At 34.5% G+C, this 26643-nt stretch carries 29 protein-coding genes; 10 read left to right on the top strand and 19 right to left on the bottom strand.

Features of this window, described 5'->3' with window-relative positions:
• Positions 1–3: 3 nt before the first annotated feature.
• A complete protein-coding gene (locus LD272_RS00430; protein ID WP_226034610.1) occupies positions 4–969 on the bottom strand; it encodes an MBL fold metallo-hydrolase in 966 nt (321 codons plus the stop codon).
• A 91-nt stretch (positions 970–1060) separates the two neighbouring features.
• Positions 1061–2683 carry a M20/M25/M40 family metallo-hydrolase gene (locus LD272_RS00425; RefSeq protein WP_226034609.1) on the bottom strand — a complete coding sequence of 541 codons (1623 nt, stop codon included), beginning with the start codon at positions 2681–2683 and terminating at the stop codon, positions 1061–1063.
• A 147-nt stretch (positions 2684–2830) separates the two neighbouring features.
• On the opposite strand from LD272_RS00425, the gene LD272_RS00420 reads away from it, so the two are divergent.
• On the top strand, positions 2831–3583 hold the full coding sequence (locus LD272_RS00420; protein ID WP_226034608.1) for a glycerophosphodiester phosphodiesterase: 753 nt from the start codon (positions 2831–2833) through the stop codon (positions 3581–3583).
• A gap of 26 nt (positions 3584–3609) precedes the next feature.
• Positions 3610–4536, top strand: a complete 927-nt coding sequence (gene rnz / locus LD272_RS00415) for a ribonuclease Z (protein WP_226034607.1) — start codon at positions 3610–3612, stop codon at positions 4534–4536.
• A gap of 150 nt (positions 4537–4686) precedes the next feature.
• Here the strand turns inward: rnz and LD272_RS00410 are convergent, their stop codons facing one another.
• Together LD272_RS00410 and LD272_RS00405 are read right to left on the bottom strand one after the other, a co-directional pair.
• Positions 4687–5754, bottom strand: a complete 1068-nt coding sequence (locus LD272_RS00410; protein WP_226034606.1) for a CAP domain-containing protein — start codon at positions 5752–5754, stop codon at positions 4687–4689.
• A 172-nt stretch (positions 5755–5926) separates the two neighbouring features.
• Positions 5927–6361, bottom strand: a complete 435-nt coding sequence (locus LD272_RS00405) for a CBS domain-containing protein (RefSeq protein ID WP_226034605.1) — start codon at positions 6359–6361, stop codon at positions 5927–5929.
• Between the two features lie 243 nt (positions 6362–6604).
• Here LD272_RS00405 and LD272_RS00400 point away from each other — a divergent pair, with 243 nt between their 5' ends.
• Both LD272_RS00400 and ytvI read left to right on the top strand, forming a co-directional pair.
• The gene (locus LD272_RS00400; protein WP_226034604.1) at positions 6605–6970 is read left to right on the top strand and encodes a YugN family protein; all 366 of its coding nucleotides are present in this window, start codon (positions 6605–6607) and stop codon (positions 6968–6970) included.
• A gap of 200 nt (positions 6971–7170) precedes the next feature.
• Positions 7171–8229, top strand: coding sequence for a sporulation integral membrane protein YtvI (gene ytvI / locus LD272_RS00395; RefSeq protein WP_226034603.1), 1059 nt, complete (start codon positions 7171–7173; stop codon positions 8227–8229).
• Between the two features lie 903 nt (positions 8230–9132).
• Here ytvI and LD272_RS00390 read toward each other — a convergent pair.
• The 9 genes from LD272_RS00390 to cyoE form a co-directional block, all read right to left on the bottom strand.
• Positions 9133–10305, bottom strand: coding sequence for a GNAT family N-acetyltransferase (locus LD272_RS00390; protein WP_226034602.1), 1173 nt, complete (start codon positions 10303–10305; stop codon positions 9133–9135).
• On the bottom strand, positions 10298–10804 hold the full coding sequence (locus LD272_RS00385) for a GNAT family N-acetyltransferase (protein WP_226034601.1): 507 nt from the start codon (positions 10802–10804) through the stop codon (positions 10298–10300). The genes LD272_RS00390 and LD272_RS00385 overlap by 8 nt, the downstream gene beginning before the upstream one ends.
• 86 nt (positions 10805–10890) lie before the next feature.
• On the bottom strand, positions 10891–11346 hold the full coding sequence (locus LD272_RS00380) for a DUF420 domain-containing protein (RefSeq protein WP_226034600.1): 456 nt from the start codon (positions 11344–11346) through the stop codon (positions 10891–10893).
• Between the two features lie 32 nt (positions 11347–11378).
• Positions 11379–12269 (bottom strand): cytochrome c oxidase assembly factor CtaG, encoded by an 891-nt coding sequence (ctaG, locus tag LD272_RS00375; RefSeq protein ID WP_226034599.1) that lies wholly within the window; start codon positions 12267–12269, stop codon positions 11379–11381.
• A 169-nt stretch (positions 12270–12438) separates the two neighbouring features.
• Complete coding sequence (gene ctaF / locus LD272_RS00370; RefSeq protein WP_226034598.1) at positions 12439–12762, bottom strand: cytochrome c oxidase subunit IVB; 324 nt, start codon at positions 12760–12762, stop codon at positions 12439–12441.
• 3 nt (positions 12763–12765) lie between these two features.
• Entirely contained in the window at positions 12766–13389 is a 624-nt protein-coding gene (locus LD272_RS00365) for a cytochrome (ubi)quinol oxidase subunit III (protein ID WP_226034597.1), read from the bottom strand.
• Complete coding sequence (gene ctaD, locus LD272_RS00360; protein ID WP_226034596.1) at positions 13389–15245, bottom strand: cytochrome c oxidase subunit I; 1857 nt, start codon at positions 15243–15245, stop codon at positions 13389–13391. Before ctaD ends, LD272_RS00365 begins: the two co-directional genes overlap by 1 nt.
• A 39-nt stretch (positions 15246–15284) precedes the next feature.
• A complete protein-coding gene (gene coxB / locus LD272_RS00355; RefSeq protein WP_226034595.1) occupies positions 15285–16334 on the bottom strand; it encodes a cytochrome c oxidase subunit II in 1050 nt (349 codons plus the stop codon).
• A gap of 66 nt (positions 16335–16400) precedes the next feature.
• Positions 16401–17333, bottom strand: coding sequence for a heme o synthase (gene cyoE, locus LD272_RS00350; RefSeq protein WP_226034594.1), 933 nt, complete (start codon positions 17331–17333; stop codon positions 16401–16403).
• A 586-nt stretch (positions 17334–17919) separates the two neighbouring features.
• Here cyoE and LD272_RS00345 point away from each other — a divergent pair.
• Positions 17920–18825, top strand: coding sequence for a COX15/CtaA family protein (locus LD272_RS00345; RefSeq protein ID WP_226034593.1), 906 nt, complete (start codon positions 17920–17922; stop codon positions 18823–18825).
• Positions 18826–18988: 163 nt separating this feature from the next.
• Here LD272_RS00345 and ftsW read toward each other — a convergent pair whose 3' ends face one another.
• Complete coding sequence (gene ftsW / locus LD272_RS00340) at positions 18989–20170, bottom strand: putative lipid II flippase FtsW (RefSeq protein WP_226034592.1); 1182 nt, start codon at positions 20168–20170, stop codon at positions 18989–18991.
• Positions 20171–20417: 247 nt separating this feature from the next.
• A complete protein-coding gene (locus LD272_RS00335; protein ID WP_226034591.1) occupies positions 20418–20699 on the bottom strand; it encodes an Fpa/YlaN family protein in 282 nt (93 codons plus the stop codon).
• Positions 20700–21416: 717 nt separating this feature from the next.
• Between LD272_RS00335 and LD272_RS00330 the strand changes: the two genes are divergently transcribed.
• Together LD272_RS00330 and LD272_RS00325 are read left to right on the top strand one after the other, a co-directional pair.
• Positions 21417–21908: a hypothetical protein gene (locus LD272_RS00330; RefSeq protein ID WP_226034590.1), complete on the top strand. Its 492-nt coding sequence runs from the start codon at positions 21417–21419 to the stop codon at positions 21906–21908.
• 240 nt (positions 21909–22148) lie between these two features.
• Positions 22149–22751: a YhcN/YlaJ family sporulation lipoprotein gene (locus LD272_RS00325; protein WP_226034589.1), complete on the top strand. Its 603-nt coding sequence runs from the start codon at positions 22149–22151 to the stop codon at positions 22749–22751.
• Positions 22752–22910: 159 nt separating this feature from the next.
• Here the strand turns inward: LD272_RS00325 and LD272_RS00320 are convergent, their stop codons facing one another.
• The gene (locus LD272_RS00320) at positions 22911–23159 is read right to left on the bottom strand and encodes a YbyB family protein (protein ID WP_369413900.1); all 249 of its coding nucleotides are present in this window, start codon (positions 23157–23159) and stop codon (positions 22911–22913) included.
• A gap of 160 nt (positions 23160–23319) precedes the next feature.
• On the opposite strand from LD272_RS00320, the gene LD272_RS00315 reads away from it, so the two are divergent.
• The gene (locus tag LD272_RS00315) at positions 23320–23523 is read left to right on the top strand and encodes a YlaI family protein (RefSeq protein WP_226034588.1); all 204 of its coding nucleotides are present in this window, start codon (positions 23320–23322) and stop codon (positions 23521–23523) included.
• Positions 23524–23658: 135 nt separating this feature from the next.
• Here LD272_RS00315 and LD272_RS00310 read toward each other — a convergent pair whose 3' ends face one another.
• Complete coding sequence (locus tag LD272_RS00310; RefSeq protein WP_226034587.1) at positions 23659–24018, bottom strand: YlaH-like family protein; 360 nt, start codon at positions 24016–24018, stop codon at positions 23659–23661.
• A gap of 112 nt (positions 24019–24130) precedes the next feature.
• Here LD272_RS00310 and LD272_RS00305 point away from each other — a divergent pair, with 112 nt between their 5' ends.
• Positions 24131–24310 carry a DUF5325 family protein gene (locus tag LD272_RS00305; RefSeq protein ID WP_226034586.1) on the top strand — a complete coding sequence of 60 codons (180 nt, stop codon included), beginning with the start codon at positions 24131–24133 and terminating at the stop codon, positions 24308–24310.
• Positions 24311–24389: 79 nt separating this feature from the next.
• Here the strand turns inward: LD272_RS00305 and LD272_RS00300 are convergent, their stop codons facing one another.
• Positions 24390–25193: an inositol monophosphatase family protein gene (locus LD272_RS00300; RefSeq protein ID WP_226034585.1), complete on the bottom strand. Its 804-nt coding sequence runs from the start codon at positions 25191–25193 to the stop codon at positions 24390–24392.
• A gap of 236 nt (positions 25194–25429) precedes the next feature.
• Here LD272_RS00300 and LD272_RS00295 point away from each other — a divergent pair, with 236 nt between their 5' ends.
• A complete protein-coding gene (locus tag LD272_RS00295; protein WP_226034584.1) occupies positions 25430–26047 on the top strand; it encodes a YktB family protein in 618 nt (205 codons plus the stop codon).
• Between the two features lie 61 nt (positions 26048–26108).
• On the opposite strand, the gene LD272_RS00290 is transcribed toward LD272_RS00295, so the two are convergent.
• Positions 26109–26378: a UPF0223 family protein gene (locus tag LD272_RS00290; RefSeq protein ID WP_226034583.1), complete on the bottom strand. Its 270-nt coding sequence runs from the start codon at positions 26376–26378 to the stop codon at positions 26109–26111.
• Positions 26379–26643: the final 265 nt, after the last annotated feature.

Here is a 26643-nt window from a genome sequence, read left to right as displayed (position 1 = left end):
CACCTAATTCTTAGCAGTATAGATTTGCACACCATTTTCACTATTACGATCAACTAGCCCTTTTTCTTCAAGATAGTCCAACTGACCAATTGTTTCAGACATCGTAAGTCCAAACTGTTTTTCAACATGATTTGGAAATAGGTGCTGGCATAACTGAAATGGGCTCAAACTGCTTATTTTCAAAATATCAAGAGCTCTATTTGCTCTTTGTTCTTGTTTCAGAAGTCGCTTATTAATTATCTCAGTCAAGATAGAAAAGTTTGGTCCATGGCCTGGTAATACAAGATTAACATCATATTTCAAGCATTTTTCTAAACTTTCCCGATACTGTAATAAAGGTTTGGGTCTTTCAGATTCTGTAGTGTCAGGTGGCTCTAACAACGGATTTGATGAGCTATTCAATAGTATTAAATCGCCACCAATCAGCAGCCCATCCTTTTCCCTATAAAACGCTAAATGACTTTGAGCATGCCCTGGAGTCTCAATAACTTTAAAATCCGAATGACCTGGCAGTAAATGGCCATCAGCTAATACATCTGTTAAAGTTGCTTTACCTGTAAATCTCAATGGAGCTCTCAACGTCTTTAAAAAAGATTGATATTCCTTAGGTGTTCCACATGCATGATAAAGCTGATAAAAGAACGTTTCATAGTTGTTGAAAAAACTTTCATCTTTTATTAACCAGGGTTCATTTCTCCAATGTCCATAAACTGCATGTGCATTCGGAAATTGATCTATTAAACCAATATGATCCGGATGATGGTGAGTTAAAATTATCTGCTCAATATCTCCCGGTATTAATCCAACATTTTTTAGTTGTGTTTTAACTAGTTCCCAGGCTTCATTCGTTTTCACTCCAGCGTCTATTAGAGAGATCGTTTCCCCTTTAATTATGTACATGTGGACATCGCCAACAACAAACGGTGTGGGAACTGTAATTTTTACTATTTCATCATTGCAATTAGTCATTTTAACGCCTCCAAAAATGAATAGTCATTCATTTGAAGACAATTGTACAACCTTTTAACTGATTTGCATACTAAAAACTACCATGTTACACTCATTTTTTTTCCAATAGTGAATGAATCGCATCAGTTAATAATATTGGTAAGTATTCAAAGCTGTATGTTAGCTCTAGCCGTTCCGTCCACTGATGAGGGTCTTTGCCCATTGGGCCAATATTGATAATAGGCATTGATACAGACTCCATTACATCTTCAGATAATTCAAATCCATTGTTTTGAAGAGGTAAGTTTTCAAGTAACGATGTTAGACTATCATTTGAACTGACAGGTCCAATGTAGCTTAGATCTGATAATCCAGGAAAATATTCAACTTCTTCAATCGCTAAATCAAATTTAGATATTGCTGCTTTTTGCACTTGTTCTACAACATTTTTGATATATGGATCTTGGTGAGACGTTACAGACGGATAAAATGGCGGACTGTAAAACAAAACAATCATCGGTGCCAAATCCTTGCATAGCGCTGCTAAATCTTGGACAAGTAATGTAGAAAAATCACGATCACCTTTATCACGTTGGCTTATCAATAAATTTTGTCTTCGCTCTACTTCATGACGACCAAAGCGCTTGAGGGCTATGTCGAATAGTTCTTTATACATAAATACATTCACATTCAAATCAGGCTTGGTAAATTTATCAGTAAACTTTGCGTATTTGTCTACTTTTTCACTAAAGTGCTTCTCAATCGATTGACTTGCTTGTTTAGCTGCAGATAATAGTTTTTCATTAATAGTATCAATTGATTGTTTTAAATATAAAACGTTATACATAGAAATTGCTGTAGTTGGAGTTTGTACCGAATAGGATTCTTTTAAATCTCTTTGCATCAAACTTACTGGTGGCGGTGTTACTTCATCACCTACTTTTTCCACAAAATCTTCACTTAGTTCTAACTTTTGAGATATGAAACTCGTCATAAGATTAGCATTCAAACCAGCGAAAGGTTCTCCGACATGAGTTTCTTTTCCATAACAAAAGAAACCAGGTAATACTTTTCCGATTGAACCTGTGTATAGATAGTTATTCTTATCTCCTGGATATTTACTGAACATGGGTTCCCCGTTTAAGCAAGCACGATAGGTTAAATTATATTGTTCTTTTAGATGTTCCAATACAGGTAGAGCCGTTAACATCCCTTCTGAATTAACCTCTTCATCAGGAACCGATAACAAAAGAATATTGCCTTTAAATTCCCCTGCCATTGCCTTCTCAAGCATAGATAAATGAACACTCAAGCCCGCTTTCATATCCATCGTTCCTCTACCAAATAACCACTCGCCATTTTCTAGATCTTGTTGCACTAAATTAGGTAAATCACTTTTTCTTTTGTTCATTTCAGATGTCAGTTCCAAGGGATGGAATGCTAAGTTTTTTAAGGAACCATAATCATCAATTGAAACCACATCAAAATGGCTCAATAGAATAATTGTGTCTTGACAATCGTCTTGTTTAACTAATGCTGTTAATAGCTGTCTCCCATCTTTAAGTGGATGTAACTGTAAATGTCCTGAATTTTGCTGATAATAGTCTTGGTCAACGAGTAGATAGTATAAGTATTCTGCTAAAGCTATTTCTTCATCACTTCCAGTAATACTAGGATAATTGACAAGTGAACATACCAAATCAGTTAATTGTTGCTTTGATTGCCATTTGCTCATTTTATTACTCCCCATCAAATTGACTTTTTTGGTATACTGTAGCATAGTATAACCTTGCATAGGACTTATGATATTAACTTAATATTTAAATAAGTAACTCGGATTGAACATGAAACGTGAAATTTATAAATAGTAGAGGTGACACTTTTGAAAACAATTGTATTTGCCCATCGCGGCGCTAGTAAACTAGCACCAGAGAATACAATGCCTGCTTTTGAACTCGCCTATCAAATGGGTGCAGACGGTATTGAAACAGATGTACAGTTGACGAAGGATAATATTCCTGTTTTAATACATGATGAAAATGTCAGACGTACAACTAATGGCACAGGCTTTGTACAAGATTATACCTTCGAAAAACTACAAAATCTAGATGCTGGCTCATGGTTCCAGAACCGTTATTCAAATACATCCGTCATTTCTCTTGAACAATTTTTAAAATGGGCTCAGCACAAAACGTTAAAGTTAAATTTAGAATTGAAAAATAACATCATCGAATATAAAAACTTAGAAGACAAAGTATATTCATTACTCGACTCTTATAATTTGGTCGAACAGTCAATCATATCTAGCTTCAATGCGAAAAGTATAGAAAGATTAAAAAAGATCGATAAAGACCTGTCAACAGCGTTCTTAACTTCACAAAAAATAAAAGGACTTGTTGACTACACGAAAGCATTAGGTGCCCAAGGATTACATATAAAGTACCGATTATTAGATAAATCAATAATCGAGTCTAGTCATCAAAACAATCTAGACGTTCGTGTATATACTGTGAATCGACCTATACAAATGATGCGTTGTTATAAAATAGGATGTGATGCTATTTTTACTGATGTACCGCATATAGCATTAGAATACCGAGAATTGTATAAGTATAAAAAAGAACAAAACGATTAACTGATCTATTAAGTAGGAGGAAAATGATGAAATTAATTTTTTTAGGGACAGGTTCAGGTGTACCCTCAAAAAAAAGGAATGTCTCTTCCATTACACTAGAAATGCTTCAAGAACTAGGTAGTATATGGATGTTTGATTGTGGTGAATCTACCCAACATCAAATATTGCACACAAATATTCGTCCGGGGAAGATAGACAAAATATTTATTACACATTTACACGGAGACCATATTTACGGTCTTCCTGGTTTCATAAGTAGTCGCTCCTTCCAAGGGGGAGAAACTCCATTAACAATCTATGGACCAAAGGGTATCAAAGAGTATATTGAAACAAGTTTGAAAATTAGCGGTTCAAATCTTACCTATCAATTACTATATCAAGAGGTGTTTGAAGGACTTATCGAAGAAAATGATAAATTTCAAGTTTTCGCAAAAAAATTAGATCATGGTATCGACAGCTTTGGCTACCGATTAGTTGAAAAAGATCGACCTGGACAATTACAACCAGAAAAACTTATACAAGTTGGAATTAAGCCAGGTCCTATCTTTCAAAAAATTAAAAATAACGATGTAGTCTCACTTGATAATGGACAAGTTTTACATAGACAAGACTATATTGGACCAAACAAACCTGGAAGAGTAATATGTATCCTTGGCGATACAAGATACATGCCAGGAATTAGTTCATTTATTAAGGATTCAGATGTCCTTGTGCACGAAGCAACTTTTTCGACTGATAGGGAGGAACTTGCCTACCAGTATCATCATTCAACAACAACACAAGCCGCTAAATTAGCCTATGATAGCAATGTAGATCGTCTTATCTTAACCCACATATCTTCACGTTACCAAGACGAACATCTCTCTGAATTGTTGAACGAAGCACGTAGTATATTCCATAGGTCAGAAATTGCTTATGACCTATACGAAATAGATATCCCAGCTAAAGATTAGGCAATCTGAGTACGAAATTGCTTATTTCTACAAAGTTGCTGTTTAAAATTATGATACGTATTTTTATCTCTCACATTTTATCCAATAAAAAATCGGTCAACCATCGTGGTCGACCGATTTTTTATGATAAATAGAGTAATTCTGAAACAATTATTCAAATTTTTGTAAAAAGTTTTGCGTGTAGTAATATTTATAAACACCAACACCTAAATGTGTGTAATCATTTTTAAGTAAAGCTTCGCGGTGCCCTTCACTATTTAACCAGCCCTCAACTGCCGCTGGGCCATCAGTATACTGAGCAGCGATATTCTCACCTGCTGATAAGTAATGTATCTCATTAGTAGTCAGTCTCTCTCTTAAACCCTCACCAGCTTGTGTGTAATGAGAAAAGTAGTTATTTTCTGACATATCCTTACTATGACCAAAAGCAACACTTGCAATTGGATCATCCCAATCAAGCAACCTTCGTTCAAAGCGAGTCCGAACTATATTCGTTATTTCAAAAATCTGTTGTTCCATACCTTTTTCTACTTCTTTCCATTGATCATGATTAAGTAATGGTGGATCTGGCAAATCACCACGGTAAAAAACTTCATACGGTCTTTGAGTTAACAGTATGTCCGCAGTCAGAACACGAATCGAAGACAGACGTTCTGTAAATGTGTCAAAATAAAATTGAACAAAGCTGTCATCTCCAATTTGGACTAAGGGGCGCATCCTCATATCATTAGAAGTTAGGTGGAAACGATAGGATGTTGCTCCTTTTGAGAAGGAGACATCATTATCAAGTTCAAATTTATCATTTATCTGGTCGTATGATTGACCGATACTAATTGGGTCAGTAGATAGTTTATCTCCAGTAGCAAAAACAGTAACAATTTTGTTGTCTTTGACGCCAAATTGAATATGCTGTTCTGCTTTATTTGTATACACCCACCAAGTATAACCATATGAACTCAAGTCTTTTCTATGGGGCTTCCCTAATCTATTTTCTAATTCAAGACCTCCCTTCCCTATCCATTTATATAAATCACCTTCAAGTCCCGTGATTGCAGTTAAATTTGTAGGGGAGGCTTTTATTTCAAGTGATGTTTGTTTGGAGTCTATTAATAGATCTAAACTAGAGAATGTATCCTCAGTCGCTAGTTTTCCTTGAAATAAATAGAAGAGACCAGCCCCTAGTACAATTAAAGATAATATACCTTTTAATCCCCTCATAATTAATTATCTCCTTTGTTCCTCTGTAAACTATATAAATTATTATAGTATTAGAATAGCTCTTTTATGAAAAGAAAAACATTTATTTATGCTAGTATAAAGTGAAGAGACGCTTTTTTATACAGTAAACAGAAAAACCTTGCTGCTATATGTTAACAGCAAGGTTTTTCTATTAATGGAATTCTTTGTGATCCGTTACAGAAATATCTTCAAGTGCATGTCCTGCGGCATCATTAGACTGTTCTTCTAATGCAAGATCACCTAATGATACAATACCAATTAACTTACCATTATCAACTATTGGTAGTCTTCGAATTTGTTTTTCAGCCATCAAACTACTCGCCTCTTGAACTGTTGCATCAGCACTGACAGAAAACAATTGATCGCTCATAACGTCCTTGATATTCGCCGTACCCTGCTTATCATTAGCATAACCCCTGATAACAAGGTCTCTGTCCGTAACCATTCCTAACAGTTCTTTATCTGAACTACAGATAGGGATAGAACCAACATCCTTATCTTTCATTTTTGTTGCTGCTTCAATAATGGTATCATCGGCAACACAATAGCTAATATCTGTTGACATAATTTCTTTTACAGACTTCATAGCGTCCTCCTTTATATAATTAATTCCATAGATTTTCCATACAATATTAGTATTGTCCAATTTGCTAAATATCTTGCAAAAAACCGTTCCTAAAAAATTAATCTATCCATAAACTATTTACTTTAATCAAAGAAAAATACAAAAACAGAAGATAAACTTTCTGTAAGTTGCCTATATCAATTGCAACTTGTTGTATTTCATACTATTATAAGTTTAGATACATATATTTTGTGAGGTGAAGGTATGAAAATGGAAAATACTGGAATAGAAGGTATGGTTTTAGATTTGAAGCCTTTAGACCATTCAATGAATAACATTGCATTTATTCGTGCGGGTCAATGGGACTATGAAAGAGTAACTTATGATTTTAAAATAAGCTCTGCTGAAGAAAATATTACTTATTATATTAGAATCCAAGGTTATGCACTAGAAGGTGACGTTGATCGCGGAGATGCTGTTATTAAATTGAACACTCCACTTCTTGGTAAACATTATTATCCACATGGCGTGGAATACGGAGAAAAAGAAAATTTTCCTGAAAGTGTTCTTGATAGAGCTAAACAACAACTAGCAAAAGCAAAAGAAGAATTGGAAAAGCATAAACAATAAGGTAATAAACTGTTGGTTAAAATACCAACAGTTTATTTTATCTATAATTAAAGCAAATTCATAAATGTATTTTTTACATAAATATAAGTTTTCGTGTTACTATTTATTTAAGTGAATTTACCATTTTTAGCTATTCAAAGAACTGTCTTCATGCTATATTTTGATTAACGTTTTCCTTAGAAAGGAGTTTCATAAACAAATTGTTTCGTTATCTTACAAAACGCCAATGGATACTTATAGTCTTAGCATTACTCTTAATTATTGTGGGATACTTCATCTTACCAGTATCAATACCATTAATTTTCGCTTTTTTTACGGCACTTATTTTAAATCCATCAATAAGATGGATGCAGTTTAGATTTAAAATAAACAGAAAAATTTCTGTAATAATTATATTTCTTCTGTTTTTAGTGATTGTTGGTGTTACCGGTACATACTTAGTGACTAGAGCGGTTACACACGTTGTGAATTTTGCTGAAAATACTCCTATATACGTCAATCAAATTAACTCAAAATTATTAGAATTAGATTCTGATATTGATCGATTTACAGAGGATTTACCGATTGAATTTGTTAATGAATTAAAAGACGGAATTAGCGAAAGTGTATCAGGACTTGGAGACACTGTTAAAGAGAATTTACAATTAGAACAAATTGCTTCAGCGGTTGGTAAGGTTCCGCAGTATTTAGTTAGTCTAATTGTTTATTTAATAGCACTTTTCATGTTCATGATAGAAATGCCAAAGCTTAAATCAATGAGCTATTCTCACCTCACGGATGAGACTGCAGAAAAAGTCAAATTTATGAATGCACGACTAACTTATGTTGTGTTAGGGTTTTTGAAAGCCCAATTTCTAGTAAGCATTATCATATTTGTCGTTACTTTACTTGGTTTATTGTATATTGCACCCGAATACGCTATTATTATGGCGATTGTAGTTTGGTTAGTTGATTTTATTCCAATTATCGGTTCAATAGTAGTGATTGGTCCTTGGTCACTTTACGTATTCATAACTGGGGACGTAGTTATGGGTACTCAACTAGCTGTTCTAGCTATTGTTTTGTTGGCAATTAGAAGAACAGTAGAACCAAAAGTAATGGGGCGTCATATTGGCCTCTCTCCACTTGCGACTTTAATTGCTATGTACATCGGCTTACAATTGATTGGTATTTTAGGATTTATTCTAGGCCCATTACTAGTAATTGCGTTTAATTCCGCCAAAGAAGCTGGAATAATAAAATGGAAATTCAAAATTTAAATGAATAAAAGCGCAGGCGCCGGAGCTGGACGTAGCTAACTTAATAATTAATTATCCAAAGCAGTCCATTTTAAAATTCCTAGATCATAAGAAATAAAGCATAGTTAGCTATGACTGAAAACAAGTCTAGCTTAAACTATGCTTTTTAAATTTGGCTGTTTTCTAAAAAATTGGGACTGCGGTTACTCGTCCCAGCGAAAAATATTGGTTGTTATTGACACAAAATCTATAGATTGCGCCGTAACTACTGAGTTGATTTCCGCTCCGGGCAGTCGCTTTCCGCGGGCAACGCTTCAACTTCCTCGGAAGAAAACCGCTTCCTGCGGGATTTTCAGCTGCTCCTGCGGTTACTCGTCGCACGAAGAGCTTTGTTGCTTTTCCCGCAGGAGTCGACTGCCCTCTGCTCCAATCAATCAGTACAACTATATTTATAAATAATAGGTGTTTAGTAAGTACTATACCAGCGTCCGCAAACTAGAATAACTTTCTGTTCAAAGTAGAAAAGCCCATGAAAAATATAGTTACACGGGTTGAATTCTTCGATAATCAGAACACCACTACTCAGCGTATGCAAAATACGAAGACTCCTCGAAAATTAAAATCGATTTTCTTCGTGCGAGGCAATGCTTTCGAAGTATCTCTTGTCCTGTGGGAACAGCGAAAGGTTTTCGATGGGACGAGTAATCGCAGTCCCACGAGCCGAAGACCCCGGAAGAATCGTTCTTTGATTCTGAGGCTGGCTTTAGGCCGTGCCCACGGAAAGCGAAGTATTCTGCCGAAGCGATCGTATGGCACTCGATTTAATTAGAGCGGAAAAAGCAAATCCTAACAAGGTTACGTCGCAATTTCTATCAACTGCGAAACAACACTTACAAAAAGAGCCCTAAACTTTAATTAAATAGCCTAAAAGAAATCCAATAGAGCTGGTTCTAAAGGTTGAATTACTTGCTTAAGTAATTCAATATCACCTTCGACAACTAAGCTACCAAGTGCAATTAAACGGTCGATAGGTTCACTACCGAATAATAAAGAAGCCAAGGTTTGAACATCGGTCGTTACTGCTATATCACATTTCTTCTGCACGTTATTTCTTACTTTACTGACCGAGTTATTATTTAATTCTATCGTCCAACTTCCATTATTCCACTCGGCAACATGATCACTTAGATGAATAGCCATTAACAATTTATCATTCGATCTAAAAAATGGATAAACGGATATTAACGTTTGAAAATCAACTATTCTCGTCATGAAATAAGCTTCTTTTTTAAAAGTTATTTTAGGATTATCAAAGTAAAAAGCTATTTGGTCACGTGGTTGGACGACCAATTCTACTTCTGTTGTCATAGAGTCATGGTTTCTAATCCACTCTAATAAACCGTAGCAAGCATCCCCATTATTAAAAATGAATTCTTCTACCTTTAATGTTTCGTCCACGATATTGGAAATCAAATATCCTTGAGGCACATTAAATGAATCAAAATAAATAACTATCTGGTCACCTTTTGACAATACCTTTTTCTCCCACCACCATTCTTCTCGTTTCATCATTAAACTATAACTGCTTGCACTTTTTTCATATAATGTCTGAAGAATATCCTTGTATTTACAGTAATTCACTCTCTGCGTGTACCCGTCTACCTTTTTAACTGATAAATCTAAAGGTTTGAATTGATATTTATGTACATACTGTGTTAGTTCAAAGCCATACCTTCGATAAAAGCTTATAGAAAAAGGGTGTAACATCGAAATTGGTAACGATTTACTTTTCATTTCTTCCAAAGCTTTCCTCATTAACTGTTGAACGTGTCCTTTTCTTCTATGCTCTGGCCAAGTGGCTACACCTGCGATTCCACCAAAAGAGAGCACCTTGGAGCCTAGAAACAGTTCCATTGGCAGCACGTGTAATTTTGATGCTAATTCGCCATCAGTATACGAGCCTAGTATAAGTTGATTACCCATTAACATATGGCGGTCTGTACGGTCCTGATCAGAAAGTGTATAGTTAAACGCGTATTCACCTAATTTTAGTACCTGATCATAATCTCCCCGATTTATTTTTTTTATGTTACTCATTTTTACTGCACCTCTTTTCAAAGAGTATAAAGTTCTTTTCTAATCCAATATTACGAAAACCAGAATTTTTTAGAACTTTTATTGATGGAGCGTTTTTAATATCACAGGAAGCTGTTACGACTGTCACATTTTGATTGAATAACCAGTCACATAACATAAAAACAGCTTCAGATGCATAGCCATTTCCTCTGAATAACGGGTAGATATTATATCCAAGATCTACCGTATTGTTTACTGATAGAAAGTTTTTAAGGCCTAGCTCTCCAATGATATGATATTTGTCCTTGACAAGCCAAGGTCCAAATCCCAACTCATCATTATTATTATCTAAGCGTTCCAAGTAATATGGCAGTAGTGATCGTAATCCATTGGATGGAAATTGATTTCTAAGCGGAATATTGTATATTTTATGGAACTCTTCTCGATTATTTAGTAATAATTGTCCCATTTTAAGATCGATGGCTATTAATACTATTCGCGAATTCTTTAGTAAAAGCACCTCATCATCTCCTTGATAAAAGCTCATACTTATTATTGTAAGATAAAAATATAGAGATTACCTATAAATATAGGTAATCTCTATGATTATAATCCTAAAATTGCTTTAAACATACTTGTAGTTTCTCCACCCTCATAAATAATGTAAAGTAACAAATAGACTGTAACACCAGTTATTGCACTGAAGAACCAGATAACACTAGTAACTGGACCAATCTTTCTATGCTTGGTGATTTTACGCTTGAAAGCAAGGACAAGCGTTACAATACCGAATCCCGCACCCACTGTAGCTAAACAGATATGAAAAATAAGAAAGATCGTATAGTAAATCTTTATATCCTCCGGCCCACCAAAGCTAGTATTTCCGATAAAAATTGTACGAGATACATATACAATAAAAAATAATAATGCACTGATTGCAGCACTTATCATAGTTTTTTTATGAGCCTGATATCTCTTTTTAGAAACTAAAATCCACCCAATTGCAACTAAAATTGCACTTAAAGCAATAAATATAGTACTAATAGTCGGTAATAATGGCATAAGTCTATCCTTTCTTTAATTACTATTGGTAATCAAGTCTCGCTTGGAGTTGCTGAGGTTGGTATAGGATCAATCTTATGACTTTCTTTTCCAAACCAACCAAAGAAAATTCTTGCTAATACAGCCCCATACACAATTTCCTGCGTAATCTTCATTAATATTCCCCCAAGCTGTTGATCTTCTACAATAGGCATTGACGAGAACATCTCAGGTCCAGTTAATGATAGACCACTTAAAACTGAGCCAGGAACACATAAAGCAAGTGCTTGAATCCAACCACCAGTCTCTCCATAGGTAGCATATAAAGAATAGTCAGCAAAAATTATTAACCCGCAAGCAGGTGTTATCAATACACCATTGGCAAAAATATAGCCAATTTTCATAATAGGTGACAACTTTTCCATTTCTTTAATAGGCGTAAAAATTGGCCACCACATACAAAAAGCAGTAAATAGAATCACAGTAGTTATCACCGCATGAGCAACTGGTGTTGCTTTTGTAAAATCAAAAATACTTGGAATGTGATACATCGAAAAAAGACCATTAAATAACAGTAATGCTACTAAGGGACTTGTAGTGATCTTTAAAATTCGTTTTAGAAATGGAAGTTTGAATATTTTTTGCCAAATCCAAACTGGTATTCCCTTGATAATTAATATCGGGAAAACAAGGTAATATAAAGCCATTTGAACCATATGTGACGTAAACATAATATGTGAAAGTAAATCGACCGGAGAACCTTTAATGATATATAATAAAAGTAAACCTAAATAAAATGATACATGTTGAAATGCACTTGGTCGTGCTTGTGCTGTAAACTTATTTGTTACTAAATAATAGATAATGCCTAACCCTAAAACAAATAATGCGTAATAAGGGCTCCACATCGCTCTAAATCCAAATATCTGTAGCTCTAACCACATTTTATCTCACTCCATATTTTTTGCGCTATTTCTATTATAGCTTATCCCCTATTAGAAAGACGAAGCTTATTATGACAATTCAAAGACAATTATGACTATCATCACCTGTTTGCTTGAATATTAAAATCAAAAAAGAGGCCAGGGCCAAGCGGCCTGACCTCTAGTTATTCTACCACCAAACCAATACCAGCATAGTTAGTATTGTTAGAAATGCGACAGAAACCCCACCATAAAACATTAGTGAAGGCATCTCATGGCCTTTATGACTCATATGCATGAAGTAATAAAGCTGAAATCCTACCTGTACTATAGCAAGCACCAAAAGTATTGGAATAACAAACAATTTATCCAAATCTGCCGTAACCATTGTAAAGGCTATAATAGTAAACACAATCATCAACGCAAATGTTACTACTTGTTGCTTCATTTCTTCTTTTCTTTTAGCTCTTTTATATTCTAAGTTGGTATTTGTGGAATTGGTATTTTCAACCATTATTTACCCCACCTTTCCCATTAGATAGACAACTGTAAAGATAAATACCCATACAACATCGATAAAGTGCCAGTACAAGCTAGCGACATAGAATTTTGGCGCATTGTATAGGCTTAATCCTCTTTTCGCGTTACGTACCATTAACGTAATAATCCATAGGAGACCAAAAGCAACGTGACCACCATGGAACCCGACTAAAGTATAAAAAGCAGATCCAAACGCTGAAGAACTAAAGGTAAACTCATATTCATGAACGTAATGGTAAAACTCATAAATCTCGCAACCAAGAAAAGCAAGTCCAAGGACTACTGTTATACCCAGCCATAATTGCATTTTAGGAAAATCATTGTTTTTCATGTGATACATTGCGTAAACACTAGTTAACGAACTAGTTAATAACAACATAGTCATGATGAACACTAATTCTAGTCCAAATAGATTCTCAGGAGTGTTGTCCCCCATAGTAGAGCCTCTGAGTGCTAAGTAGGTACCAAATAAACTAGCAAATAATACAGTTTCTCCACCAAGGAAAAACCAGAAACCTAAAAATTTATTTTTGCCTTCAAGGGTGGCTTTTTCCGGTTCATCTGGCATTACCTCGGGATTTAATGTGTGTTCTTGACTCATTATAATCCAGCCCCCTTATCTAAATCTTCTTTGTGAATATGATGACCATGGTCATCTTTGACGGAGCGTATGAACATTGCTCCAAACGTAATTCCCATACCAATAATTAAGACTACCAACCAAATTGGATTATCTATTTGATAAATAGCACCAAATCCTGCTATAAAAAGACCTAATGACATAACAAATGGTAGTATCGAAGGATTCGGCATGTGAATGTCCCCTATAGGTTCTGCCGGCGTCATACCTTTTCTACCTTCTGTTTTTTCAATCCACAATGGATCTAATCCACGTACTAGTGGAATTTGTGTAAAGTTATAATGCGGTGTTGGATTTGGAATTGACCATTCAAGTGTACGACCATCCCAAGGATCCCCACTAACTTTGTCACCTTTAATAGTAGTGATAATGACATTATAGAGAAATACAATAGCACCTATCGCCATTAAGAAAGCTCCTACTGTACTTATAACGTTTCCAAGTTCTAATCCTTGATCGGCACCATATGTCCAGTACCTACGTGGCATCCCCATCAACCCAAGGAAATGTTGAATAAAGAATGTTAAGTGAAATCCTGTAAAAAATGTCCAAAAAGTAATTTTACCTAGCGTTTCATCTAAAATTTTACCAAACATTTTTGGCCACCAATAGTGAAGACCTGCGAAAATACCGAACACAACCCCACCAACAATTACATAGTGAAAGTGAGCAACAATGAAATAGGAATCATGGTATTGATAATCTGCTGGTGCAGCAGCTACCATTACACCTGTCATTCCTCCAATTGTAAACGAAGGAATAAATCCTAATGCCCATAACATCGCTGTGTTAATCCGAATACTTCCTCCCCACATTGTAAAGAGCCAGTTAAATATTTTAATACCGGTAGGAACTGCGATAGCCATCGTTGCAATAGCAAAGATAGAGTTTGCTGCTGGTCCTAGCCCAACAGTAAACATGTGGTGAGCCCAAACCATGAAACCTAGAAAACCAATTAACACGGTTGCAAACACCATAGCAGTGTATCCGAACAAGCGTTTTTTAGAGAAAGTGGGTAATACTTCACTAAATATCCCGAAAGCCGGAAGTATTAAAATATACACTTCTGGGTGCCCAAAGATCCAAAATAGGTGTTCCCAAATTACCGAATTACCGCCCATGCTTGCATCAAAGAATCCTGAACCAAATAAACGGTCAAACATAAGTAAGAACAATCCAACAGTTAAAGCTGGAAATGCAAATAATATTAGCGCACTAACAACAAATGTTGTCCATGTAAAAAGTGGCATGCGCATATATGTCATTCCAGGGGCACGCATATTAATAATTGTCACCAGAAAATTAATACCTGCAATTAACGTTCCAGCACCAGATATTTGCAAACCTAAAACATAAAAATCTACCCCGTGACCCGGTGATGTAGTTGATAATGGAGCATATGCTGTCCAACCAGCATCTGGTGCCCCACCTAGAAACCAACTAGCATTTAATAAAATTCCACCGAATAAAAATAACCAAAACCCTAATGAATTTAAAAACGGAAATGCAACATCACGCGCACCAATTTGTAATGGTATAACAGCATTCATTAAGGCAAATATCAGTGGCATTGCTGCTAAGAAAATCATGGTCGTTCCATGCATTGTTAAAATTTCATTATAGAAACCAGCACTAACAAAATCATTTGCAGGTTTTATTAATTGTATTCGGATAGCCATTGCTTCAAGTCCACCTAGTATGAAGAAAAAGCCGCCACCGATTAAATACAAGACTGCAATTTTTTTATGGTCAACAGTGGTTAAATAATCCCACAGTGTAGCGCCGAATCCTTTATTTTGCTCAATCGTAGTGCTCACTCTATTAAACCTCCCTTAACTCTTCCATCCCTGTTTTTGCTACTCTGTAGCACTTTCCGGAGTGACTTCTGATGGTTGTAATTGTAATAAATAATCTGCTATTTTCTCAGCTTCTTCTGGCTCAGGAACTGAATAATTTCCTGACATTTTATTACCAGGCTTAAATTCTTCTGGATTTAATATCCATTTAACTAAATTTTCTTTTGAATAATCAACAACTCCAGCAATTTTAGACCGATCACCGAAATTGGTTAAATTAGGACCGACTGCTGTAGGTGAAGAACCAATTGCATGACAACTTAAACAACTGTTTTCAAAAAGGGCTTGCCCCTCTTGAGCACTAGCTGTTTCGGGTGTTGCATCTGGATTAACATTTTGCATATCTTCCACCCATTGATCAAACTCCTCTGGACTAACAGCTATTACTTTAAAGTCCATCAAAGAATGCGATGGTCCACATAATTCAGCACATTTACCGTAATAAACCCCTTCTTCATACGCTTCAATGTACATTGTGTTTTCATTTTCTGGATTTGTATCCATCTTACCTGCTAGAGTTGGTACCCAAAAAGAGTGAAGAACATCGCTTGACATCATATTTAAGTACACTTTTTCACCAGTTGGTATATATAGATCCTGACTGGTTTGTATCTCTTCTTCACCATAATTAAAATGCCACCAGTACTGATTACCAGTTACGCTAATGTTTAGCGAGTCATTTTTTTCAGTTGTATCCGCAAGATCAAACGTTGCAGAGACTGTTGGAACAGCAATAATAATTAATAAAATAATTGGTATTACAGTCCAAATAACTTCTAAAGCCTTATTCCCCTCAGTCTGTTTTGGAACAAAATCTTCTTGACCTTTTTTCTGACGGTATCGGATCAAAACGATTGTATAGATAACCATAACGACTATAAATACAAAGATCATGACCAACAAAGAAATAATAATAAGATTTAATGATACCTCAGCCCCATATCCTTTAGGTGAAAAGGCGGTCAAGTTTTCTTTTCCGCATCCTGAAAGTAGTAATGATAGTAAGCTTAACAAAAACAGAGTACGGATTTTTCCCATCCAACCTTTCATGAATATACCTCTCTTCCTTTTTTGAATCCTTTATTATTAATAAAATGGAGTATATGTAATACTCTATTAATAAACTACGTGTGGTATTGTTACAACAATCATTGTTAAGAAAAATACCATTAAATAATTGAGAGAATACACGAACATAAGGTTCGCCCATTTCAAATCATTCTTCATAAAAAAACCTGCTACTCCTAAAGCTAACCAACCCACATTTAATAGCGTGGCAATCACTAAAAAAACATTGCCCAGCGAGAATAAATAAAATGGTAAGGGCAACATACAAGCCGAATAGATGACCATTTGCCTCTTTGTTATTGCAAATCCATATACCACTGGTAACATTGGGATTCCAGCAGCTTTATATTCTTCACACTTTTTCATTGCTAATGCAAGAAAATGTGGCGTTTGCCAGATAAACATAATTAAAAATAATATGAATGCAGCCATGTGTAAATTGGGATCAACGGATGCCCAACCGATTAAAGGTGGAATGGCCCCAGATAAACTTCCAATTGCGGTATTGATTGTGTACCTTCTTTTAGACCATACTGTGTAAAGTACAAAATAGCAAAACCATCCTAAAACTCCTAATAAAGCAGCTTGAATGGTTGTTAACATTAGTAACAAAACGCCAAGAACAGATGTAGAAATTCCAAGTAGTAAAATAAATTGTAAAGGAATACTACCGGTAACTGTTGCGCGCTTTTTTGTCCTTGACATAATTGGGTCAATGTCGCGATCGAAATAGTTATTTAGAATACAGCCACCAGCAATTACTAGTGCTGTCCCGGCCATGGTGATTAGAAAAGTATCCCAATGATTCGAGAAGGAAAGTCCTGAATAGTAGAGGGCTAACCAAAAACCAGCAAATGCTGTCATTAGATTAGAATTAATAATTCCTACTTTTATCAGTGCTTTAAGGTCTTTTAATAAGCTTATTTTGTCACTGTTGCTAGTATTGCCAACCATCTGTGTTGTTGTTTCCACCTTGTGCATTATAAACTACACTCCTCCTTCCGCATCATGTAAGTTCGAAATTTTATAAAATAGGTCTTCCATAATCCGTTAAAAAGTAACCTAATGTCATCCTCGCTATTAGGCTCATCAGCAATATTGTATCACGTATTTTAATTTCAATCTATTTAACAACTCAAGTTGAGTAAAAATGTGACAAATTTGTTAAATATGATCTTAAAGTATACCAAACGACTTAGAAGCACTTATTATAGTCACTAGCATAACGAATTATATAGTAGTTTTAGGCGCTTTCTAGTTTGTATGTAGAAATGGATGAAATCCTCTTATTTATTTCTAGCAAACAAAGGTCAACAATGCAAGTCTTTTTATATTTTTTAGTGAAATAAGTTTAAAAACGTGATATTATAACGTTTGGTATTTGAATAACACTACTATTATTGTCCTGTCACTCATCTTCACACTCGTATTTTTATTATAAGTGAAGTTACCATTATTCATCCATGATTCAATTCAATACTTAATGTAATATGAAAAAATAAACTCCGAGGGTAACATTCTTATAGCTATCTTAAGAAATTAGTCCACTTGGATGTGAGGTGGTCACATGATTAGAATACTTAAAAAGCTTTCAATAATAGCAACTTTTTCAATGATTTTAGTTTTAATTGGTGGTGCTTTAGTAACAAAAACGGATTCAGGAATGGGTTGTGGAGCTAATTGGCCTATTTGCGAAGGGGAAATTTCCGCCCAATTGATAATTGAACTAAGTCACCGGCTAGTATCTGGAATTGCAGGAATTGTAGTTTTACTTTTATCTATATTATCCTGGAAATACATTGGTCATATTCGAGAAGTTAAATTTTTATCATTTATTTCTACATTTTTTCTTATTTTACAAGCGTTGATAGGGGCAGCAGCAGTATTATGGTCACAATCTGATTTTGTATTAGCAATGCATTTCGGTATATCTCTAATTTCATTTGCAGCTGTCTTTCTTTTAACAATTTTAATATTTGAAATCGACATAAAGTTTGATGCCAAATCATTAATTATTGGTAAACCATTAAGAAAACAAATATACGGACTTACTATTTATATAATGGTCGTCGTATATAGCGGAGCACTTGTTAGACATATCGACTCAAGTTTAGCTTGTGGTAGTTGGCCTTTTTGTGATAATAGTACCCCATTAAGTTTAACTTACAATTTTGGGCAATGGGCTCAAATGGGGCATCGTTTGGCCGCAGGAATAGCATTCATATGGACGATTTATTTGTTTTTCCATGTTAAAAAGAATTATCAATATAACCGAGTTATGCTATGGGGATGGACTGCAGCTATGTTACTTATTATACTTCAGGTAGCTTTAGGTGCACTTATAATACTAACTCTAGGAAACTTAGTTGTTGCATTGTTACACGCTTTAATTATAACTATTTATTTTGGATTATTGTGCTACTTCATTCTTCTCTGTTCGAGAAGTGCCAAAGACGAAAAGTTAAAAAAATAAACAAAAAATGATAACTCCCCTACTTTTAACAGGGAGTTATCATTTTTTTGGATTTTTTATTTAGTAAAGCTTTTTAATCCTAAAACTAGCTGTTTGTTTCTACCGTTAAGTAGTTTAGAAGATTTTCAACGAATCTTAGTTTTCTTCAGGCTTAAGACTTTTATTATTTTGAATAAGTAGTTCTTGTTGGATAAACAGTTTCCTGTTCAGCAATTGATTCGCTTCCAAACTTTTGCTCCTTTAGCTTAACGTTAAGTGCTATATTATTTAAAATACCCATAGAAATCATCAATACTAACAACGAAGATCCCCCATAACTAATAAATGGTAGTGGTACTCCTGTTATGGGCAACAAACCGCTTATGGCACCTAAATTAACGAACGTTTGAATTCCAACCATTGATGAAATACCTATTGCTAATAATGAACCGAAGCTATCTTCACAAATTCTTGCTATATAAATTCCTCTAAGAACAATGATAGCCAACATACCTATCACAATCATAACACCGATAAATCCTAGTTCTTCAGCGATAACAGCCATAATAAAATCATTATGAGGCTGAGTTAAATAACCAAGTTTTTGAATGCCGCTACCTAGTCCATCACCAGTAATGCCGCCTGTACCAATAGCAAGATAGGATTGTATTAATTGATACCCTCCATCGTCTGGATATTCAAACGGTTGATAAGCTCCCGTGAAGCGAGAAATCCTTTCCTTATTTACCATCTGTGTAGCAGCACCGCCTATTAATACAAAGCCAATAACAACTAGTATTGATAGATGTCTAAACTTTATACCCGAACTAAATATAACAGAACAAGCAATAAGAAAAATAATTGCGGCAGTCCCTATATCTGGTTGTAAGAGGATTAATCCAAGGAGAACTCCAGTTAAAATTAACGGTGGTAAAACACCTTTATTAAAATCCGCTATGTAATTTTGCTTTTTCGAATAAATAGATGCCAAATAGATAATCAACCCTAATTTCACAAACTCAGCAGGTTGAATTGAAGAGGATCCAATTAATATCCATGACTTAGCACCATAAGCTTCTGTACCAAATGCAAGTACGGCAATTAACAGTACAATTAAAACAAAGACAATAAGTTTCATGAGCTTTTGATAATGTCGATAAGGGATTACACAACATCCGATAAACCCAACCAAACCAAGCGAGAACCAAATTAGTTGTCTAATCAAATAGTAGTTTCCAGGTTTATCATCCATAACGGCGATTACCATACTAGCACTGTAAATCATTACAATACCAAAGCTGACAAGGAGTATTGGAGTTATTAATAGCGTAAAATCAAAAGATTTCCATTTCTGTTTTTGTTTCATTAAAATACTCCTTACTGTATATTCTAATAGAAAGGTGTATTTTAATGAAGATTAGCTAATCTCACAAAATAACCTCTCCTTCTAAATATATCATAATCGATTCACTTAATAGTAAAGACAATTTTGAATCTTTGAGGAAATTCTCCACAGGAACCTTTTATAATTTCCTGATGTATAAAAAAAACCTTGCCAATATTCAGGCAAAGGCTTTATCTTTTGCAGCGTGTATTACACATTTACGCTAGATCTATGTGTTTTGGGCAGTCTCATGTAATACATTTAATTGTCTTTCAAGGTTTTCCAAAAGCTTTTTTCCATCATCTGCATTTACAAGATTTAAGCGTACTGCAAAATCAATTTCTCTTGATAAGCCAAACATTTGTGTATCTAAAACCTCTTCATATAAAGGGCATTGAGGCATTGTCAAATTATCCATCTGAACTTTGATTAGTTTTAGGATTTTATCAGCATCAGCCTTTAGAAGGGCATAGGCCTTTTCATTATTACTTACAGCCACTTCGGATATCAAAAAAATCCCCTCCGTTAAAACTAACTTTCTTTTATTTATATTAGCGTTAATAACCTAAAAATGCAAGATGTGTAGGTAATATTTAAAAAAATATTAAAAATTAATGAAACTTTATTTAGCTCGGACTTCTTCTAACCCATTAAGTTAGATGTTTAACATATATCAAAATACAGACAATTGATAGTGATTAGAAATCTTTTCTAAAAGATTAAACTACTTTTTGAACAATCGAGTACTAGGCTATATACAGCAATTCCTCCAATGTCCGTTATACTTACTAAAATCACACCAGATACTCCACACTATGCCTTGTATCTTATTTTAATAGCAAACGCTCCTGAAGCCTCATGCAAGCCACTAGTAACCATGAAGGCTTTACAACATTCTAGCATAATAACTAAGTATAATAGTAGAGCCTGTGTTAACATTCAATGTATCATTGGTAAGCACACATTTTTTCACTGCCCCCTGACTTACTGAAGAAAAATCTATTGGATAAAGGCTTAACGGATATCATCACGGTCTTGATTTGCCAAATCTGGGATAACCGGCAACCTTTCCCACACGCCTAAGGTGACTTGCGTTTAAAACCATTCACGGAGAGCTTCATCTGAATTTTGATTCACTTGTTCCATTAATAGGTCCTCCCTCGTGAAATCTCAGACAATTTCTGCTATGCTTAAAAGTGAGAATTTTAAGCTGATGGGGGCAATCGATGTGATCGTACAACTAACTGGCAATGTTACATACTCAATAACTTTAGATCCAACGGTATGGATTTTTGATGACAGGAAAGTAGAATTTGATCAAGCTTTTTCAAATGAAAATCCAAAACAAAATAAAGATGACAATGAATTAAAAAAAGCATCAGAAAGATTTGATAGAGAAGTTAACCAACATAGAATTAAACCTCCTGTTAATAAAAGCATTTCTAGATTTGAAAGAAACAAAATATTGGAAAATACATATGTGATGCCTATTAAAGACTTTTTAGAGACGGCTCAAATTAATAATAGTGCAAAACAAGCAAGGCTTGTAACTACTAATACTGAAAATACTATATCTTTAGATGAACTTACCAATTGTTTCTTACTATTCGCAAAAAAAGGTAAGCCCTTGACTGAAGATGGACCTGTTCATCTATTCTTCAAAGATGGTTCAAATAAGGACGAGCCTATTAAGGGGATAAATAAAATTATAATTGAGTAAAATAAAGATTCTAGGTATAAGACCAACGCATTTTATGTGTTGGTCTTTTTTATGGTCAGGGAATTTATAAAACTGCTGTGGATAATTAATTACTAAGTTAGCCATGCCGATCTCCTGTGTCATTGTTCTTTCAAAATTGTGGCACCTGTTTATTTTTAGATTCTCAAATCCTCCTCGAATTTATGTATAAACTTTTCTAAACAACGAAAAATAACAACAGAAAAAGGAGGAGTGTTTTAAATGCTTAGGCATATTATCTATTTAATATTAACGTTAAGTATCACTTTTTCTCTATTTGGTTGTCAGCAGGAAGAAGAGAACAACTTATCACAACGAGGTGATACGAGCGGTACATTACAAGTTAAAAATTCAGATCCAATTGATCGTGAGGATCAGTCAAATCAACAAATTGCTCAGCGTTTAGCCAATATTGCAGGTAGTGTTCCAAATGTAAATGATGCAACAGCTGTAGTCGCGGGTTCCTATGCAGTAGTTGGTATTGATGTGGATAAAGACTTAGACCGATCTAGAGTCGGCACAATTAAATATTCTGTCACTGAAGCCCTTCACGATGACCCCTACGGAAAAACAGCAGTAATTGTAGCTGATGCAGATGGCACACAAAGAATTAGAGAAATGGCTGACAAAGTTCAGCAAGGTCACCCCATTCAGGGCTTCACTGATGAAGTGGCAGAAATTGTAGGTCGGTATATGCCCGAGTTCCCAATCAATGAAGATCAACCAAAGGAACCAGATCAAAATAAACGTGTCATTCCTGAAGGTGAAGAAGAAGAATTAGAAGATGTTGAGGAGGAACAATCAAAAAATCACATTGACAATTGAGATTTAAGAAGAAGCTAATCGAAATTAAACTTAACTGTTTACAGATTTACATTTTCCTTTATTTTGTGTTTCTAAAAGAGTTAGTAAAGCGTTATTTTTTTCAGTAAAATGTAAAAGACATAAAGAGCCAAAATCGGCTCTTTATGTCTTTCTCTTAATTTATTTATCTTCTTTTACCCTATTATAGTAATTCACTCCAAATTGAGACCCTTCTGATACCATTTTAGCATTCTCAGGTTGATCAGCTTCTGGCACTCCTGCTTCTTCAATTGGTAAGTAACTAGTCTCATTTGTTTTTTGTTTAAAACGTTTAAATAACCCTTTTCTATCAACCAACAGATAGCTCACAGTACCTGCTCCAATTGCGCCTATCGCAGATATCAAAACAGTTTTTCGAATATAGACCACTCCTTTTCTTGCTTATTACAGTACAATTTCCCTTAAAAAAGGAATCTAAAACTACATACACGTTAAATTGTTCATTAAATTTAACTTTAAGCTATCATGGAATTCCTTAGGATTTGATGTTAAAATAAAAAGATACTAGCCTAAGTATGAGGTGAAAAATATGAGAGTAAAATGTGTAATATGTGATTCCATTGATAATATTGATGGAAATTCACTACAAGCAAAACGTTTACGTAATCGCCGGATTCACATGTATTTATGCCCTACCTGCGATACTCGAATTGGGGAAAAAACTAAAAAGAGACTTGCTACTGGAAACTTTCGCGTGTACAAAGAAAAAGAACAAAAAGATCAATTAATATAATAACAGAAACATAGTTATACAACAGAATATTATATTTAAATTATAATAAAAGGGGCTGTCAATCGATCTTCAAGCTACACATAGAGAGTGTAATCAAGTTGATTAATAGACAAGCCCCTTTAAGTTATAAACTTATTATGCTTTTCGTTCGCGGTACAACCTAAATCGGTAAACTCCCAAGACTAAAGCAATTACGAAAAGACTTTCAGCTAATGGTAAGTTAAGACCAAATATTAAAGTTATAATAAACATTCCCACTATAAGTATTAGATAAACGACTGCTGATTTTAATGGTGGCAATTTTTTAGCAAATCCAAATTTATATGCCAAAATGGTTAGTAAAACGATAGTTAGGTATAACAAGAAGAAACCTCTAATCAATAATGCAACTTCACTTTCATTATTAAAGTTTACTTCTCCGCCTAGCCCTTGCATAAAATAATCAGCTACTGGCCAAAGATCATCTGGTACATTCATTACTGACTGATTCCCCACGTGGCTCCTCCTTCTAGTAAGTCAAATAGATTCCTTATCTATCATACTAAATCTTATCTTCTGACGCTAGAGATAAATACAAAGCAATCAATTAAATTACGAGGTGAAATTAATGAAATCTATTCAAATATCAAAATTATTATTAGCAATTTTAGTCATCAGTTCTTTTTCTTTTGTAGGGATAGCAATCGCTTATCGAAATGTGTGGTTATCGATTCTAGCGTTTGTCGTTGGATTTTTAATAATGGGCTATGGCATAACATTAAAAAGAAAAAACATGGCAAAGGAATAATTCAAGTTATCAAAGGACTACCAAACTTATGGCAGTCCTTTGATCTTGTCTTAAAAATAATTCCCCAGAATTTTATTTATTATTTGAGCTCCACGAATTGATTTGAAATTTTATTATGTATTTGTTTATTAGCCGATAAAATTGTATTGTTCACAAGCAGGTCTAGAGTCTCTCCATTCGAGTTTGTTGTCAACCCACCTACCTCATTAACTAGTATTGCTCCGGCAGCAATATCCCAAGGAGCTAACTTCATTGTCAAATAGCCATCAACTATCCCTTCTGCAATATAGGCAAATTCTAGTGCGGCAGATCCAATTGACCTTGTACCACGAACTTTTTTAATGAGCTCTTGAATTTTCTTTTCATTAACAACTGGATTTTCACAAGCCCAAATACTATTTATTACTAAAATCGACTCTTCAAGGGGTAATTTCTTATCTAATGGTAAAAGCTGTTTATTATTCTTAAATGCACCTTGTCCCTTTTGTGCAGTGTATAACACATCTTCCATCACATTATAAATTAAACCAATTTCTCCGACGCCGTCTTGATAGATACCTATTGAGATTGCAAAATTCCTTTTTTGATGGACAAAGTTCATTGTGCCGTCTATTGGATCAATAATCCAAATAGTACCTTTTAGGTTATCAACTTCATCTCCAAAACCTTCTTCGCTCAAAATCAAGTGATTAGGATATTCTCCTTTAATTTTCTTGGCAAAGTATTTCTCAGTATTTCGATCCATTTGTGTTACTAGGTCATTAGGATTTGATTTAGTATCGATATATAATGGTTCATCAATTACATCTCTGATGTGGTTTCCCGCTTCAAGTATCCATTCTTTTGCTTTTTCGAATAATAATTTTCGTGTTTGATTATCCATAAACGATTGTCCTCCAATAGTAAATTCTTTCCATTCATTTTAACAAAAACTATCACTGAGTGCATCTTTACAGGAGCTTATCCTGATATTTATACGTTTATTATCTGTTAATGAGAGATTAATAATACTTTTTTCGGGACAGGTGCATGTTTATTCAAATTAACATTTCGTTATGGTAAAATATAGTGAATCATGTCAGAACCTAGAAGAATGCAAAAGAAAAGGTAGGTAATTTTATGAATTTTAATGGCTTTGATAAGAACGATTTTAATACTTTTAAAATTGATGGTCTCGACGATAGAATGGAAGCAATCCAACAACGGATACAACCAAAATTCCAAGCAATCGGGGATGCGGTATCGGACGACCTATCCAAAATGGTAGGCAGTGACATGTTCCTCCATATTGCAAGACACGCAAGAAGAACAGTCAATCCTCCTCGTGATACTTGGTCGGCATATTGCCATAACAAAAGGGGATACAAAAAGCATCCTCATTTTCAAATCGGATTATGGGACGATAATCTTTTCATTTGGTTGGCATTTATTTATGAATTACCGAATAAAAGCCTACTCGCCGAAAGATTCTTGGAAAATATTGAAGACATAAAAGCCACGGTTCCCGGTAATTACAATATATCACTAGACCATATGAAAAATGAATCATACCAAGTAAAAGACATTGATTTGAATGAATCGCTTGCACGCTTTAAAAACGTAAAAAAGGGCGAATTTCTAATTGGACGAAATTTCGCACCGAATGATCCAATTTTGCAAGACGGTCAGGCATTTTTAAATGAAGTTAAGAAGACTTTCGAAACCTTGTCACCATTATATAAAATAGCTATGAAATAAAATAAAAGTAGTGTCTAGACCTAATGATGGTTTAGACATCTTTTATTATTCAAATGAAAATTCACATTTTGATTCTTCCACCCTGTTCTTTTGCTTTAGCTTTTTGAACTGTTCTGTAACATGAATAACCAGATTCCTTTTCGAACTTGCCACATAGCTGTTTTTCCTCGCTCTTTGATGGGACAATTTGCTTGAATCGGGTATAAGAAATTAAAAGATCCTCCTGTTTGACGCCTAATTCATATGCTTTCTCAACTATCGAGAAAAAATTAACTACATCAATAATTTCTTGCTTAGTCCATGTTTCATCTATTGGATAACTATAACTCATAAAATATACTCCTTTCGAGCTACATCATTTACTCGTAATTTTGCTCTATTATTGACCATTTAAGTTATTAATTCAACTAATAAATAAGCACGTCATGTTTTTGCCAAAACAGTTGACTAACAAAGCATTCTAATTTTGATCCCCTGCTTTTATTATCTTCACCACTAATAAGGAATATTAACACACATTACTTAGGACTACTGTCTTCTGAGTAATTGGATGATACTGTTCCGTCTAGTATTACAATATATATACTAATCTACGG

The organism is Aquibacillus saliphilus (genome assembly GCF_020404745.1).
Taxonomy (GTDB): domain Bacteria; phylum Bacillota; class Bacilli; order Bacillales; family Amphibacillaceae; genus Aquibacillus; species Aquibacillus saliphilus.
The sequence above is the reverse complement of the archived record's forward strand: the minus strand, read 5'-3'. Positions and strand labels throughout refer to the sequence as shown.

Bases quoted from the DNA above. Each gene is read 5' to 3' on its own strand.
- LD272_RS00430 (WP_226034610.1), bottom strand. From the start codon at position 969: ATGACTAATTGCAATGATGAAATAGTAAAAATTACAGTTCCCACACCG.
- LD272_RS00425 (WP_226034609.1), bottom strand. From the start codon at position 2,683: ATGAGCAAATGGCAATCAAAGCAACAATTAACTGATTTGGTATGTTCA.
- rnz (WP_226034607.1), top strand. From the start codon at position 3,610: ATGAAATTAATTTTTTTAGGGACAGGTTCAGGTGTACCCTCAAAAAAA.
- LD272_RS00410 (WP_226034606.1), bottom strand. From the start codon at position 5,754: ATGAGGGGATTAAAAGGTATATTATCTTTAATTGTACTAGGGGCTGGT.
- LD272_RS00405 (WP_226034605.1), bottom strand. From the start codon at position 6,361: ATGAAGTCTGTAAAAGAAATTATGTCAACAGATATTAGCTATTGTGTT.
- LD272_RS00400 (WP_226034604.1), top strand. From the start codon at position 6,605: ATGAAAATGGAAAATACTGGAATAGAAGGTATGGTTTTAGATTTGAAG.
- LD272_RS00390 (WP_226034602.1), bottom strand. From the start codon at position 10,305: ATGAGTAACATAAAAAAAATAAATCGGGGAGATTATGATCAGGTACTA.
- LD272_RS00380 (WP_226034600.1), bottom strand. From the start codon at position 11,346: ATGCCATTATTACCGACTATTAGTACTATATTTATTGCTTTAAGTGCA.
- ctaG (WP_226034599.1), bottom strand. From the start codon at position 12,269: ATGTGGTTAGAGCTACAGATATTTGGATTTAGAGCGATGTGGAGCCCT.
- ctaF (WP_226034598.1), bottom strand. From the start codon at position 12,762: ATGGTTGAAAATACCAATTCCACAAATACCAACTTAGAATATAAAAGA.
- LD272_RS00365 (WP_226034597.1), bottom strand. From the start codon at position 13,389: ATGAGTCAAGAACACACATTAAATCCCGAGGTAATGCCAGATGAACCG.
- coxB (WP_226034595.1), bottom strand. From the start codon at position 16,334: ATGAAAGGTTGGATGGGAAAAATCCGTACTCTGTTTTTGTTAAGCTTA.
- cyoE (WP_226034594.1), bottom strand. From the start codon at position 17,333: ATGCACAAGGTGGAAACAACAACACAGATGGTTGGCAATACTAGCAAC.
- LD272_RS00345 (WP_226034593.1), top strand. From the start codon at position 17,920: ATGATTAGAATACTTAAAAAGCTTTCAATAATAGCAACTTTTTCAATG.
- ftsW (WP_226034592.1), bottom strand. From the start codon at position 20,170: ATGAAACAAAAACAGAAATGGAAATCTTTTGATTTTACGCTATTAATA.
- LD272_RS00325 (WP_226034589.1), top strand. From the start codon at position 22,149: ATGCTTAGGCATATTATCTATTTAATATTAACGTTAAGTATCACTTTT.
- LD272_RS00315 (WP_226034588.1), top strand. From the start codon at position 23,320: ATGAGAGTAAAATGTGTAATATGTGATTCCATTGATAATATTGATGGA.
- LD272_RS00305 (WP_226034586.1), top strand. From the start codon at position 24,131: ATGAAATCTATTCAAATATCAAAATTATTATTAGCAATTTTAGTCATC.
- LD272_RS00300 (WP_226034585.1), bottom strand. From the start codon at position 25,193: ATGGATAATCAAACACGAAAATTATTATTCGAAAAAGCAAAAGAATGG.
- LD272_RS00295 (WP_226034584.1), top strand. From the start codon at position 25,430: ATGAATTTTAATGGCTTTGATAAGAACGATTTTAATACTTTTAAAATT.
- LD272_RS00290 (WP_226034583.1), bottom strand. From the start codon at position 26,378: ATGAGTTATAGTTATCCAATAGATGAAACATGGACTAAGCAAGAAATT.